Genomic DNA, 14,787 nt, shown 5'->3' on the forward strand with positions numbered 1-14,787 from the left:
GCCGCCTTGCTGCTCTTTGCCGACGAACAGTTTGAGCGTTCGGCGAAGGCGGCTGATGGCAATGCGAAAGGCGAGCACCTGGATGCCGCGAAGCGTCATCCACTCTACCGGGAGCCGCAGGCTCCCGTTTGCGCGCAACTGCCGTTTGAACTGGCGCACGTGTGGCAGTTTTTCGTGCAGATGAGCCGCAAGCGGCAAAACAGCATGGCGGTCAATCCCTTGAGCAGCCTCGATATCCTGGCTTGGCAGTTGCGACACCGCATACGCCTGGCGGTATGGGAAGAAGAGCTGGTCGATCAGCTTGACGCGGCCTACATGGTCCATCAAAACAGTTCTCATTAGGCTGGCCTTTACCCGGCCTATCTATAGCAGAGGTGACGCCAAAAACACAACTGTCATCGCCAGGGTGGCCTCGATTTGCATTGCCACCCTTCGGTGGCTTTTTTTATGGGTAAATTATGACCGTTGATATTGCAACACTACAGATACGCATTGATACGCTCAATGTGCGCATCGCGGCAGATGACCTGGAACGCATGCGCGAGGCCAGCGAGAAGGCCGCCAAGTCGACTCTGAAACTCGAAGATGTCACGAAAAAATACACGGAGATACTCTCCAGCCTGGGTATTTCCAACAATATCGGCCAGATCGTTAAATTAACTGATGAATATACGAAATTGACAGCGCAACTGCGCATGTCGACCAGCTCTACACAGGAATATGGCGAGGCGTACGACAATGTCAAGCGTATTGCAGCCTCGGGACAAACGGATCTCGCCGCTACGGCGGGTCTGTATACCCAAATGAACGATGCGACCAAGAAATTGGGCATCAGCCAGGCCGAAGTGGCCGGCATCACCGAGGCCCTCAATCTGGGCGTCAAGATCAGCGGTGCATCGGCAGCCGATTCCGCTACCGTCTTCAAAGGGCTGTCCGATGCCTTCGCCGATGGTGCCCTGAGCAGCCAGCAATTTAACGCCATCAGCCAGGCCGCCCCTGAGGTCATGGCGGCAATGGCCGCCGGCCTGGGCGTGTCGAAAGAAGCGCTTGCCGGGTTTGCCGGCGCAGGATTGATCACCGCCGAGGTGATGGCCATCGCGCTGCCGAATGCGCTGGGCGAGTTGCGCAAGGAAGCCGTGCAGTTCGAAACTATCGGCGGCAGCTTTACCGTTCTGAGCAATAACGTGATGGAATTCACGGCGAGGCAGGCGGAGTCGAGCGGCGCCGTGCGCCTGATGACGAGCGGTCTCGAATTTTTGTCGAATAACCTGACCCTGGTCGTTGGCGTGCTGGAAACGCTGACCACCGCGAAGTTTGCCACCTGGGCTGCCGGCGTCGTAGTGGCTACTTACAGCAAGGTCGCGGCCAACCGGGCCTTGCTTGCATCCACCCTGGCGGCGGCGAATGCCGACGTGACGGCGACCGCCGCCACCTCGGCACTGGCGGCTGCACGGGTAGCTGAATTACAAGCGACGATACGCGCCAGCCAGGCCGACGTGGCGCTGGCGCTGACCACCAATGGCCTGATACCGGCCCAGGCCCGCGCTGCAGTTGCCACCGAGGCCCATGCGGCCGCATTGGTGGCGCAGACGGCGGCAATGCGTGCCGCGTCCGTCACCGCTGGCGTGTTGCGCGGTGCGTTGGCATTCCTGGGTGGCCCAATCGGCTTGATTGTCACGGTGCTGGGCTTGGGTGCAACTGCCTGGGCCATGTGGGGGAATTCATCGAAGGACAATGCGGAGAAGGCCGTAGAGCCAATGCGCAAAAGTACCAAGGATATCATTGCTGAACTCGACAAGCAGATGGTCCAGCTGGCAAAGCGCAATGAGCTGGCAAAGCTGGGCGTGTCGGAAAAAGGATTGGATACCCCGGCTGGCGAGCGCATGGCAGAGATATCGACGGAGATGGATGCAGTGCGCAATCGCACGGGAAAATATCAGTCCCTGGACAAGGCGGCGCGGGACAGCAACATGGCAAGGCTGCAAGCCGAATTCGATGCGCTGCAGGGCAAGCTCAAGCAGCTTGAGCAGCAAGGCGCGTCGGGTAAACCGACGAGCGGAACTGGTACAGGCGCGCCATCACTTCCCGCTCCGCCAACGCCTTTCGAAGCCATGATGGATGACATGCGCGGCAAGGCCCGCGACCTGAAGCGCGAAGTTGCCGGCTATGCCGAGATGAACGAGGCGCAACAGTTCGATTATCGGTTGAAGGAACTCCTGGCGGATCGGACGAAAAAGGTGACCGCAGCACAGCAGGCGGGATTCGAGGTTGCACGCAAAGTGATACAAACTCGCCTCGATGAGATCGAGGTGGACAAGCAAGCCAAGGCAGTGGCGGAGCAGGCGCAGGCGGACGCGAAAGCGCTGTCCGATACGCGGACGCAGGCCGTTGCCGATGCCGTCAAGGAAGCGGAGGCTGGCGAAAAGCTGGTAGCGGTGTATGGCATGAGCAAGACCGCTATCGCGCAAAATGAAATGGCGTTGTTGAAGGAACAGCGCGCCGCGCTGGCGGTGGGCAAGGAAAATGCGGCGCAGATCGAGTATTTGAATGCCTTGATCGATGCCAAGCAGCGCAGCATGACGGCGACGGAAGAACTGGCCGCCAAGGAAGCGTCTGCCGCTGCGGCCAAGAAGGCCTCGGATGACTGGGCCGCCAGCGCCAAGGACATCGAAAAATCGCTGACTGACGCCTTCATGAACGGCTTCGAAGGCGGCAAGAACCTGGCGACGATGTTCAAGGACAAGTTGAAGAGCATGTTCAACAACCTCGTGCTGCAACCGATCATGTCTCCCATTGCGGCCGGCTTTGCCTCGTTTCTGAATCCGGGTGCGGCGCAGGCGCAGGGCAGCGTGGCCAACGGCGGGGGTATTCAGGCGTTCATGAGCTCGGCGAAGGGCATCTACGATTCGCTGTCGACGGGGCTGTCCGGCATCGGTAACTCGGTGGCCGATGGGGTGCAGCGTGGAATCAACATGCTGCAAGGTACCTCCTATTCTCCGTTTGTCAGTGCCAATGGTTCGTTCGCCACCGGTGTAGGCGCGGCGGCAAGCGTTGCCGCCGGCGTCATGGGTGGCGTGTACGGCGGCAAGATGATTTCGGGTGAATATGGTCGCAACGGCGTTGTCAATGCCGGTACGGCCATTGGCGCAGGGCTAGGAACTGTGGTCTTTCCTTTGGTAGGCACGGCGATGGGAGCCCTGGTCGGCGGCTTGCTGGGAGGCGCCGCGAACCGCCTGTTCGGCATGGGCGAGAAAAAGGTCAGCAGCGCAGGTATTTCCGGCAGTCTCGGTGTCGATGGCTTTACGGGCGAGAGTTATTCGAACTGGACCCAGAAAGGCGGTCTTTTCCGCAAGAATAAAAAGGGTACCGACCATTCTGAAGTCGATGCCGAGCTGGCCGCATCGTTAGGCGATACGTACGCGCAGATGAAGGCGGTGACGGGCACGTTCGCCAACACACTGGGCGTGAATACGGATGGCCTGGCCACGCGCACGCAGTCGCTCAATATTGTCATGACCAAGGACGATGCGGCCAATCAGAAAGCCATTGCCGACTTCTTTACCGGCGTCGGCGATGCCATGGCCATGGAATTGGTTCCTTCCTTGTCGCAGCTCAAATTGAAAGGCGAGTCGGCGAGCGCTGCGCTGCAGCGCCTGGCGGGTAGTTACGCCACTGTTGACGCCGTGCTGGCTACCTTGGGCAGCACTTCGCAGCAGGCATTTGGCGCCGTCGGCGTGGCATCCCTGGCGGCGCGCGAGCAATTGGTCAAGGCCGCCGGCGGCGTTGAAGCACTGGGCAATCGGACTGCGTTCTTTGCCGAAAACTACCTGACCGAAGCCGAGCGCCTGGCGCCCGTGCAAAAACACGTGACGGAACAGATGGCAGCCCTGGGCTATGCCAGCGTGACCACGCGCGCGCAATTCAAGGACACGGTATTGCAACTGGCCAATTCCGGCGCCTTGGCCACCAAGACGGGCGCCGAGCAGTATGCGGGCCTGATGGCGCTGGCCGATGCGTTTGCGAAGACGCATGCGGCGACGGAAGACCTGACCAAATCGGAGCAGGGTATCGCCGACGAGCGTAAGAGCATCCAGGAAAAACTTGACCAGATGACGATGACGTCGGCGCAATTGCGTGCCCGCGAGCGTACTTCGGTCGATGCTTCCAACCGGGCGCTATATGACCAGCTGCAGGCGCGGCAAGACATCGCCAGCGCCTACGAGACGGAATCCTCCGCCCTCAAATCCACCATCGACCGCCTGAAAACCTTCGGCGATGGCATCCGCTCTTTCAAGGATTCCCTGCTCCTGGGCAGCTTGTCGACCCTGACGCCGATGCAGAAAATGGCTGAGGCGCAGCGCCAATATGAGGAAACGCTGGCCAAGGCGAAGACGGGCGATGCGGCGGCGCAATCGGCGCTGACGGCGGCGGCCACGGCGTACCTGACGGCGAATCAGGTAGTCAAATCGTCGAGCGACGCCTATGCGGCCGATGCGGCGCGGGTGCAGGCCGACCTGGCGGCGCTGGCGGCGATTGCCGGCACGCAGATGAGCGATGCGCAGAAGCAGTTGACGGCCCTCGACACGCAGGTGGGGCAGTTGATCAATCTAAACAAGACGGCGGTGGGCATCCAGGAAGCGGTCGATGCGCTGGGCGCTGCATTGCGGGCAGGTGGCAACGTCGATATTACAGGCGGGATGCAGTTCGCATCCGCTTTCGGCATGCCGCTTGCCGCCGTTGACGAGGTGGTGGTCGACGCGCCGGCGGCGCAAGCGATGCAGCGCTATTTCAGTGCCGGCGATGGCGTCAACGAAGCGCTGGTGGCAGAGATCAAGGGCTTGCGCGAGGAAGTGCGTCAGCTGCGCGCCGATCAGGACCAGCAGACGGGCGCCATCATCAGCAGCAATTACGACGCCAATGAACGCGCCGCCGACAAGGTGTCGGCCGGCGCGTCGGAAGCGGCCCGCGCCTCGGTTTGGGCCAGTCAATCGAAAGCGAGCATAGTATGAACGAAACCTTGAATGGGTCCATGAGCGACGCGCAGTTCACCGCGTGGCTGCGCAACGCCTCGGCGCGGCGTCTGGTGCTGATAGAGGTGGCCGTGCGTAGCGCTGGCCAGGAAAGCACGCGCTTCCTCAGCACGGGCGCCTATGTCACGGCCCCCGATGACACGCCGCCTAACCTAGCCTACCAGTCCATCGTCTCGACGGGCATGCAGTTCACCGAGCAGCTGTCGCTGGGCGGTGAGGCCAGCCTGTCGGCGGGCGATATCGAGATCCACAATCCGTCCGGCATCCGTGATGCCTGGCTCGATGACGTGTGGATGAACCGTCCGATTCGTGCCTGGATCGGCGATCCGCGCTGGCGCCGCAGCGACTTTCGCATGATCTTCAATGGCGTGGTGGCCGACATCGCGCCGAAAGGCCGCGACAAGCTGGCGCTGAAACTGCGCGACAAGCTGCAACGCCTGAATACGCCTGTCAGCGAGGCAAAGCTGGGGGGCGCGACGCCGAACAAGGATGCCGTGCTGCCACTGGTTTTTGGCGAGGTGCACAACATCACGCCGCTGCTGGCCGATCCGGCCTTGCTTCAATACCAGGTGCATGACGGCGCCATCGAAGGGATCATCGAAGTGCGCGACAACGGGTTGCCGGTGCGAATCACGGCTGACAAGGCCAGGGGCACCGTCGTCCTGGCGGCGCCACCCACCGGGACAGTTACCGTGACTGTGCAGGGCGACCGTCCTGGCGCCTATGCCAATACGGTGGCCGCGCTGGTGCGGCGCCTGGCGACAGCCTACGGCAAGGTGGGCGACCGCTTTGCCGATGGCGACCTCGATACGGCCAACCTGGCGGCGTTTGATGCCGCGCATCCGCAAGCGGTGGGCCTGTTCCTGGCCGGCCGCACGAATGTGCTCAATGCCTGCCAGATGTTGGCGTCCAGCTTGGGTGCGCAGCTGGTGATGTCCCGCCTGGGGCAGCTGCGGCTGCTGCAACTTAGCCTGCCTCCCGCCGGCTCGCCGACGCAGGTAGGGCCGAAGCACATGGTGGCGGGCAGCCTGACGCCAGTCAGCCGCAGCGCGCCGATGGCATCCGTCAAGCTGGGCTTCTGCAAGAACTGGACCGTGCAAACGGGTTTGCTGACAGGTATCCCAGTCCAGCACAAGGATTTGTTTGAAACGGAGTGGCTGACGGCCACCCTTGTGGACAGTGCGATACAGGCGGCCTACCGGCTCGACGCGGAACCGCTGCAGCAGGACACCATGCTGCTGCGCCGCGTCGATGCCGAGGCAGAGGCGCAGCGTCGCCTGGCGATTGGCCGCGTGCCGCGCATGGTTTACGAATTCGACGGCACGGCGGAGATGCTGGCGCTGGAATTGGGACAGGCCGTGACAGTCACGCATCCACGCTTTGGCATGGAAAACGGCGTGGCGGGGCAGGTTGTATCACTGGCCCCGGATTGGTTGACTGGACATGTGAAAGTGGGGTTTGTCGTATGAGTACCATCATGAATGACCGCGACGTGCTGTTGCAGGCAACGTCGCCACGGCTGATGGCGCCGGAAGCGGGGGCCGCGCTGCTGCTGACGGTGGACACGCCCGTGTTCCACGTCAGCACCAGCGGCGCCGGCTCGCCGGCCGCCATCAATTTCAAGGCCACGCAAATCAATTTGCCCGGCACCGTGCAATGGAGCTGCAGCGCTGGCGGCGTCCTGAGCGGTAGCGGTAACACGCGTAGCCTGGCCTATAGCGCCATGTCGGTGCAGCAGGTCACCGTGACCGCCACTTTGCTGCACGACAGCGGCGTGACGTTCACGGCGCAGCAGATCGTCAACAAGGTGCAGGACGGCGTGAATGGCGTGCCTGGATCGAATGGCAGCAGCGGCAAGTCAGCGCGCCAGTGCTTCACGCTGATCGACGGCTATGCGCTGGCCTTCAATCCGGCCAGCGTGACGGTGCAGGGCGACGCTTATCCCCCCGTGGGTACCTGGGGCGAGACGCGCCCCTGGGGCGCGGCCATCAATGGCGCCCCGGCGGAACGGCAGGTGTGGTTCCAGTCCAGCGGCAACTACGATCCGGTAACCAACCAGACTGTGTGGACGACTCCTTTCCAGAACTATGCCAAGTTTGGCTCGCTGGAGGCGATTTCGACCAAGACGGGGGCGTTGACGTTCAGCGATACCTGTAAGTCCGCCAATGGCAATGTCGTCATTAATGCGGATGGCACGTTTTATTTGCGTTCGACGCCCAGCGAGGTGACTGGATATCAACGAATTGAACTCAATGCGAACGGATTTTACGTGTTCAATAAAGACGGCCGGGCGGTGATAGAACTGGGGATGGCTTTATGAGGGCCGCCGCGTTGATACTTCGTACCGATACAGGCCGGGTGATATTCGATTCACGGCAGGCGGCAGGCGGAGTCTGTCTTGGGATCTTCGCCATTCCGGCGACAGGAAAAACCATCATCTTTCCTGGCTTGCCGCGTGGCCGCATGCCAATGGTGGTGTATGGCGATGGGCAAAATCATGTGGAGTGGTCCTATGACGAAACACCTGGCTATCCGCGTTTTATTTTCCCCGTTAGCAGCGGTTTGCCATCAACCAGTATGACGACTGCGGGAGTGTATTTGAAATGACAAATACATTGCGCATTTTGAATGCCGCTGGCGATCTCGTGGTCGATAGCGATACCCCTGGCACCGCCTGCATAGGTAAAGCGAATTTCTTGAAAACTGTACAGCCTTACTACAAGGATAGCGCATGGCAGACGGGCTACTCACAATATACGTTTGCGACGGATCGCCCGGTGCTGTGGGCGTTCGATTTGCCGCTTGGCCGGCGTGTCGGCATTTTTGGCACATCGTATCAGGATGGTGTCCATACGGTGGGGGTGTATTGCGGTACCGGAGGAGATTGGGAAAAATTTGACAGGCAGGAAGCTGTGGATGTTTGGGCCTTTTCCACCATATCCCAGGCACGCTCAAAGTTTGGTTTGATCTTACGGCATAGTAAGGAGCACTACGTGACCCATGATTTTGGCACACCGAATATCACTTTCCCGATTGCGTCCGGATCGCTGGGTGAAAGTGTCCGGATTCCTCCCGTTGATCGTCCAATCGCCATTGGAAATGCACCTTTCTACAATGTTTCGTATTTTGATCTTGAGCCTGGCTACATCCTGACGAATAGCCGCTATTTTCTTTTGCGCACCGCGAACAATACAGTGGGATATTCGGCAGGGCTCACATTCAAGAGGATTGAATCGCAAGGTCAGCGGGGTAAAGACTCAACGGTAAGTCATCCTTCGCCATTCCTGGTAATAGATGGAAGCTTCCTGCCGTAGAGATATTTTGCAAATTTCAGGAAAGAATATGTCATGACGAATTTACGCATCATCCACCACAATGCGGCTGACCTGGGCGTCATCACGGCATCGAGCCAGTCGGGGGGGCTCACCGCAGCAAACCTGTTGACGGACATTAAATCCGAAGTATGGCGGTCGACAGGCACGAGCGCCACCCTGCGCGCTGTTTTTCCCTCGACCGCTTTGATCGGCGCCTTAGCGCTGCCATTTTGCAACTTGAGTTCGGCCGCCACCTTGCGTGTGCGCGGCTACGTATTGGCGAGCGATTCGATACCCGCATTCGACACGGGCACGGTGCAGGCTTGTGCACACCAGCCGCTTGGCGCCTGGGACTGGGGCCTGGAACCCTTGGGCGTGAATGCCTTCTCGTATGGCGGCGGCGCCTACGGGCGCATCTGGTTTGCACCGGCTTGGGTGGAAAAGCTGGAAATTGACATCGATGACGCGCTCAATCCTGCCGGCTACATCGAGGCGTCGCGCCTTGTCGCCGGCATGTACTGGTCGCCTGAAAGCAATGCCGACTATGGTGCTTCGGTGACGGCCGACGATGCCAGCCAGCATTACCGCAATGAAGGCGGTGATTTGCTGACGAATGTGGGACCGCGCAGCCGCAAGCTGGCTCTGAGCCTGACTGCCATGTCGCCACCCGACCGCAGCAAGTTGATGGCCATCTTGCGCGGCAATGGCAAGTCGCGTCCGGTGTTCATCAGCCTCTTTCCGGAATCCGACGACCCCTTGCTGGAGCAGGATCACCAGGTGTACGGCAAGCTGCCCGATGCGGCTGCCGTCGCCACGCCGCAATTCGAACGTTATTCCACATCCATTACTGTAGAGGAAATCTAATGCCAGCCAATTTCTATCCAGGGCAGACTGACTATTTGCGCAAGCTCAACGACTTGGCGCTTGCTAAGGATGTCGCGGATATTCCGCGCAATGCGGCTGCTGCTGCGGCCAGTGCGGCAGCGGCGGGACAGGCCGCTACCAGCGCCAGCGCAGATGCAGTTAAAGCATCCGCGCAGGCCGCATCCGCAAGCGCCGCGTTTGCTTCGCTCGACGCGCGCTATCTCGGTGCTAAAGCGCTGGCGCCGACATCGGACAACGCTGGCGCAGCGCTGCTGGCCGGCGCGACCTACTGGGACACGGTGCTGAACGGCGGCTGCCTGCGCGTATTCCAGGCTGGCGCCTGGGTAACGATACCGTCCAACGTGGCGTCGCAGATAAGCAGCACGCCGGTGGGGGGGATTATTGCGACGAATGTGCAGGCGGCGTTGAATGAGCTTGAGCTGAAAAAGGCGACAACCACCAGTCTGGCCAAGGTGGCCATTTCCGGTAACAAGATTGATGTTGGCTTGGGGAATGTAGACAATACGGCAGACGCGGCAAAACCAGTTAGCGCTGCGGTGGACAGTGCGTTGTCATTGAAAGCCAATGCATATAACGCGGTGTTTGGCGGTGTCATCGGTGGGGATTTTTCCAATGCGAACCACGATGCCCGGGTGCTGTTGCGTACGACAACAGCGAATAGTTCCACTATTATTGGCGCAATTCCTAACGGTACCGGTACGGTCGCGCAATTCAATGCCTATGCCGACGACAATCCGCAGAATACCTCCTTGGCCGCGCTGGGCGTCGTCAGGGCTGATAGTGTCAGGCTGTCGTCTGCGCAAATTGGTACGGGAAGCTTTCTTCCATTGAAGTTTTATACGGGTAATACGAACACCATGACTCTTGGTATTAACGGTAACGTGAGCGTGGGAGAGCAGCGTCCGGTTGTCGGCTACCGGTATCTGGATGTGGTGAACGAGGCCGGCGGAGCGGGCAATTGTTCGATCATACGGCTGATTACAAAGGCGGCATCGGGGGGCGCGTCCACCTCGGCGGATATCCTGAAGAACTCCAACGGTCAGTTTTCGATTATTAACTATGAGTCGAGCAGCGCCGGAACCATTTACTTCAAAACCAGTACGTCAGACGCGACGTTGTTTCCGGGAGGCTTTCAGGTCAATGCGCCTGGCCAGAATACAGTGGCCGTCAAATCTTTAGGGGGCTACACAGCGCTGGCGCTGGACGCAGCGCAGGGCCAGGCATCGTATATTTTCAGTTATAACAACGCGATCGAACATGGACGTGTCTGGTTTGATAATAATGCAACACTGGGAAGTTTCACTATCGCAGTAAAGCGAGCCGGAGTGTTAACTGCCGTATTATGCGTGCAAGGAGACTACGTCTACCCTTGGGAAGACAATGTAATTGGACTCGGCAGCTTTAACCGGCGCTGGACCAATATATACGCCTCTACTGGCGTGGTCCAGACATCCGATGCCCGGCATAAAACGGCAGTCGTTGCCTTGTCTGGCAATGAAATCGCCGCTGCCACCCAATTGGCCAGAGAAATAGGAAAATATCGCTTCCTGGAAGCGGTGAGGGAGAAGGGAACGGCAGCGCGTCAGCATATTGGCATGACGGTGCAGCGGGCAATCGAAGTGATGGAAAGCCACCGGCTGGATCCGCTCGCCTACGGCTTTATTTGCTATGACGAGTGGGATGAAAAGACCACCGAGCATCCGCAGATCCAGGTGCCGGACAAAGTGCACCCACCCGTCGTGGTCCGCCATGCAGCCACAGAGACAGCCGAAGCATACGACGAGGTACTCACAGAGGGGTATACCGAACCCGGTGAAGTTCAGCCTGCTCGAACGGAAGTCCAACTCGCTGGCAGCATGTACAGTTTTCGTCCTGATGAGTTAAATCTGTTCATTGCACGCGGCCAGGCCGCCCGCCAGGATCAGCTGGAACTGCGGCTGGCGGCACTCGAGCTTGCTGCCTAGCCATCTACTTTTCACCACTGTAACCCGCTTCGGCGGGTTTTTTCATTTCCACCACCTGAAAGGCAACCATGGCCCTCGAAACCACCGCCGCCGGCGGCGCATTGATCAAACTGTTTGGCGTGCCCGTGCTGGCCGGCGCCGCCGCCACGTCGCTGGGCTTCATGTTCATGTGGCCCCAATCCACCAAGGAGGCATTTATTCGTTTTTGTTCCAGCATCATCATTTCCACCTTTCTCGGCCCCGTGCTGGTGGCCGCCGTGCTGTCGTGGTGGCCCAGCCTGTTCGACAGTGCGAAAACCGTGGCGGGCCTGTATGGCGGCGACCCGGCCACGGGATTTTTATTTATCGCCGCGCCGCTGATGGTGGCGGCCGGCTTGCCTGCCTGGTGGGTACTGGGCGCCTGCGTGCGCTGGTTCGACAAGCGGCGCGGCAAGGATATCGGCGAACTGGCGGCCGATGCGGCCGCTGCCGTCAAGGATGTGCGGGGCATGCTGTGACAGGCGCGCAATTGATGCAGATCATGCCGTTGGCCGGCCGCCGCGCTACGCTGTTCATGGCTCCGCTGAATGCGGCGATGAGCGAGTTCAGCATCGATACGCCGCTGCGCCAAGCGGCGTTTCTGGCGCAGGTGGGGCACGAATCGGGACAGTTGCGTTATGTGCGCGAGCTGGCCAGCGGCACTGCCTATGAAGGACGCGCGGACCTGGGTAATGTGGTCGCTGGCGATGGCGTGCGCTTCAAGGGGCGCGGCTTGCTGCAGGTGACGGGGCGCGCCAACTACGCGGCGTGCGGCGTGGCGCTGGATATCGACTTGCTGGCGGCGCCGCAGTTGCTGGAGCAGACGACTTTCGCGTGCCGCTCGGCGGGCTGGTTCTGGCAATCGCGCGGCTTGAACCGCCTGGCCGATGCGGGCGACCAGGAACGGGTGACGCGTCGCGTCAACGGTGGCGTGAACGGCCTGGCCGAACGCCTGGCCTTGTACCAGGCTGCGCGCAAGGTGCTGGCATGAAGCCGTCCTGGAGCATTGTGGCCATGCTGCTGTTGCTGGGCACGGCCGTGTTTTGCGCCCAGCGCTGGGGCCGCGAAACGGGCCGTGCCGCGTGCGCGGCGCAAGTACTCGAAGTGCAAGCCGTATTGCGGCGCCAGAGCCAGGCGCTCGACACGATGCGGGAAGAGGGCGCACGCCGGTCGGCGCGGGTACGCCAGGCGCTGGCCACGGCGCAGACCGGGCAGGCAGAGGCGCAAGCGGCGGCAGCGCGCATCCTGGCGCTGCCGCCCGAAGGCGACGCCTGCCGTGCCGCCGAGGCCTTGATCGCCAGAGAAATGCCATGAGGCCGCCAGGCGAACGTGCCGGAAGGCATGCAGGCAGCCTCGCCAACCGTTTAGCCAGTTTATTGCTGGTAAGCTTGTTGACCGGCTGTGCGGCATGGGGGCCAGCATCGCAGGTGCAAGCGTGGCCGGTGAGCGCGCCATGCATCGCCACGCGCCCCGCCTCGCCCGCCTTGCCGGCGGTGCCAGCCCACGGCATCTTCGAGCAAGTGCAAGCCTTGCTGGCGCGCGAGCAATTGCGTGCCGCCCATGTGCGTCAGCTGGAAGCGCTGCTCGATGCCTGTACCGGCGGCTAACAACGCCTGATGGCGCCTGATAGCGCCCACCAAAACCGTGACGAGCGCAGGGAACGTCCGGCGCCCCGCTGGCCCGAGAAACGCCACTGCACGAAGCAGCGTGCCGCCGAGGCAGTGAGCATCGCCGGCCGCAAATGACGACGCGCATTGGTTTTTGACAGGCGTTCCAGGCAGCAGTCCCCATTCACCAGTGGCCTGCCAGCGCCGCCGCCTTCTGGTGCAGATGCGGGGCGGCATGCGAGAAAACGGTGCATTCACCGCCTAATTAGTTGATTTCTGGTGACTTTCGGCACAATCTCTGTATACAATCACCTGGCACGAAGCGTGCATGGCTACCTCGGTCATTCCATCCAAGGAGCTTCGCATGCATCATCGGCCGCTAGTGTGTTTCTGTCGTCCCGTTTCTGTCTTGCTTTTCCTTTTCACCTGCACCCATCCGGGCCGCGGTAACCCAGGAAATGGAGCGTAAATGGCCTCTCCCCGTCTGAAATCCATCCACCGCGGCGTGCCCGGTACCACGCCTGCCGCTCCGTCCCCCGTCGATGAAGTGCTGCCGGCCGGGAAACTGTTCACCCTGGGCTTGCAGCACGTACTCGTCATGTATGCGGGCGCCATCGCCGTGCCGCTGATCGTCGGCCGCGCGCTCAAGCTGCCGCCCGAGCAGGTGGCGGCGCTGATCAGTGCCGACCTGTTCTGCTGCGGCCTCGTGACCCTGATTCAGTCCTTGGGAATCGGCAAACATTTCGGCATCCGCCTGCCCGTCATGATGGGCGTGACCTTTGCCTCCGTCAGTCCCATGCTGGCCATGGCGAACAATCCGGCCCTGGGCATCACCGGCATCTTTGGCGCCGTGATCGGCGCCGGCGTCGTTTCCATGCTGATCGCGCCCTTCATCAGCCGCCTGCTGGCCCTGTTCCCGCCCGTGGTCACGGGCAGCATCATCGCCGTGATCGGCGTGTCGCTGATGCGCGTGGGCGTGAACTGGGCCATGGGCGGGCCGCCCGCCATGGCGCAGATCGCCGATCCCGTTTTCCTCAAGATGGCCGCTGCCGCCACGGCGGCCGGCTTGCCCGCGCCGCCTGGCCCCGTGCCCATGATCGCCAACCCCGGCTACGGCGCGCTGGACAACATGGGTATCGCCTTCTTCGTGCTGGCCGTCATCTTGTTGGTGGCCAAGTATGGCCGTGGTTTCCTGTCGAATATCGCCGTGTTGATCGGCATCATCGCCGGCACGGCCCTGTCGTTTGCGCTGGGCAAGGCCGACTTCGCCAAGGTAGCCAGCGCCAAGGCTTTCGCCATCGTTACGCCGTTCCAGTTCGGCATGCCGACTTTCGACCTGGTTGCCATCGTGACCATGAGCCTGGTGATGATCGTCGTCATGATCGAGTCGCTCGGTATGTTCCTGGCCTTGGGCGAGATGACGGGCAAGCGTATCGAACAGGCCGACATCAGCCGCGGCTTGCGCGTCGATGGTCTGGGAACCTTGATCGGCGGTATCTTCAATACCTTCCCGTATACGTCGTTTTCGCAAAACGTGGGCCTGGTGGGCGTGACGGGCGTGCGTAGCCGCTGGGTCTGCGTGGCGGCCGGCATCCTCCTGCTCATCATGGGTGTGATCCCGAAGATCGCGCAGACGGCCGAAGCCGTGCCGGCGTTCGTGCTGGGCGGGGCGGGGCTGGTGATGTTCGGCATGGTCGCCGCCACGGGCATCCGCATTCTGGCCGGCGTCGACTACAAGAGCAACCGCAACAACCTGTTCATCGTGGCCCTGGCTATCGGCTTCGGCATGCTGCCGCTGGTGGCCGAGCAATATGCGCAGCACATGCCGAAAGTCCTGTCACCGTTGCTGCACAGCGGCATCCTGCTGGCCGCCATCGTTGCCGTGCTGCTCAATCTGTTCTTCAACGGGCTGGCGTCAAGCGAAAAAGCGCGGCAGCAGGCGCGCGAGAACAGTCATGGCAGCGATTGA

13 protein-coding genes are annotated in these 14,787 nt (G+C 61.1%); all 13 read left to right on the top strand.

From position 1 onward, the window contains the following. Positions 1-6: 6 nt before the first annotated feature. The 13 genes from CSQ95_RS24625 (at position 7) to CSQ95_RS24675 (ending at position 14,787) form a co-directional block, all read left to right on the top strand. Positions 7-342 (top strand): hypothetical protein, encoded by a 336-nt coding sequence (locus CSQ95_RS24625; RefSeq protein ID WP_099411394.1) that lies wholly within the window; start codon positions 7-9, stop codon positions 340-342. A 116-nt stretch (positions 343-458) separates the two neighbouring features. Then, positions 459-5,009 (top strand): tape measure protein, encoded by a 4,551-nt coding sequence (locus CSQ95_RS24630; protein WP_099411395.1) that lies wholly within the window; start codon positions 459-461, stop codon positions 5,007-5,009. Positions 5,010-5,029: 20 nt separating this feature from the next. After that, the gene (locus CSQ95_RS24635) at positions 5,030-6,499 is read left to right on the top strand and encodes a hypothetical protein (protein WP_099411396.1); all 1,470 of its coding nucleotides are present in this window, start codon (positions 5,030-5,032) and stop codon (positions 6,497-6,499) included. Further along, positions 6,496-7,350: a hypothetical protein gene (locus CSQ95_RS24640; RefSeq protein ID WP_099411397.1), complete on the top strand. Its 855-nt coding sequence runs from the start codon at positions 6,496-6,498 to the stop codon at positions 7,348-7,350. The genes CSQ95_RS24635 and CSQ95_RS24640 overlap by 4 nt, the downstream gene beginning before the upstream one ends. After that, the gene (locus CSQ95_RS29340) at positions 7,347-7,637 is read left to right on the top strand and encodes a hypothetical protein (protein WP_143450065.1); all 291 of its coding nucleotides are present in this window, start codon (positions 7,347-7,349) and stop codon (positions 7,635-7,637) included. Before CSQ95_RS24640 ends, CSQ95_RS29340 begins: the two co-directional genes overlap by 4 nt. Continuing rightward, positions 7,634-8,344, top strand: coding sequence for a hypothetical protein (locus CSQ95_RS29345; protein ID WP_143450066.1), 711 nt, complete (start codon positions 7,634-7,636; stop codon positions 8,342-8,344). The genes CSQ95_RS29340 and CSQ95_RS29345 overlap by 4 nt, the downstream gene beginning before the upstream one ends. A 33-nt stretch (positions 8,345-8,377) precedes the next feature. Next, positions 8,378-9,208 (top strand): hypothetical protein, encoded by an 831-nt coding sequence (locus tag CSQ95_RS24645; RefSeq protein WP_099411398.1) that lies wholly within the window; start codon positions 8,378-8,380, stop codon positions 9,206-9,208. Then, on the top strand, positions 9,208-11,193 hold the full coding sequence (locus CSQ95_RS24650) for a tail fiber domain-containing protein (RefSeq protein WP_099411399.1): 1,986 nt from the start codon (positions 9,208-9,210) through the stop codon (positions 11,191-11,193). The genes CSQ95_RS24645 and CSQ95_RS24650 overlap by 1 nt, the downstream gene beginning before the upstream one ends. A gap of 68 nt (positions 11,194-11,261) precedes the next feature. Further along, complete coding sequence (locus CSQ95_RS24655) at positions 11,262-11,690, top strand: hypothetical protein (RefSeq protein ID WP_034785835.1); 429 nt, start codon at positions 11,262-11,264, stop codon at positions 11,688-11,690. 14 nt (positions 11,691-11,704) lie between these two features. After that, positions 11,705-12,202 carry a glycoside hydrolase family 19 protein gene (locus CSQ95_RS24660; RefSeq protein ID WP_099411447.1) on the top strand — a complete coding sequence of 166 codons (498 nt, stop codon included), beginning with the start codon at positions 11,705-11,707 and terminating at the stop codon, positions 12,200-12,202. Next, on the top strand, positions 12,199-12,525 hold the full coding sequence (locus CSQ95_RS24665) for a hypothetical protein (protein WP_099411400.1): 327 nt from the start codon (positions 12,199-12,201) through the stop codon (positions 12,523-12,525). The genes CSQ95_RS24660 and CSQ95_RS24665 overlap by 4 nt, the downstream gene beginning before the upstream one ends. A gap of 128 nt (positions 12,526-12,653) precedes the next feature. Further along, on the top strand, positions 12,654-12,818 hold the full coding sequence (locus tag CSQ95_RS29755; RefSeq protein ID WP_180279150.1) for a hypothetical protein: 165 nt from the start codon (positions 12,654-12,656) through the stop codon (positions 12,816-12,818). A gap of 469 nt (positions 12,819-13,287) precedes the next feature. Continuing rightward, the gene (locus CSQ95_RS24675) at positions 13,288-14,787 is read left to right on the top strand and encodes a nucleobase:cation symporter-2 family protein (protein ID WP_257218207.1); all 1,500 of its coding nucleotides are present in this window, start codon (positions 13,288-13,290) and stop codon (positions 14,785-14,787) included.

It is taken from the genome of Janthinobacterium sp. BJB304 (assembly GCF_002735765.1).
Lineage (GTDB): Bacteria > Pseudomonadota > Gammaproteobacteria > Burkholderiales > Burkholderiaceae_D > Janthinobacterium.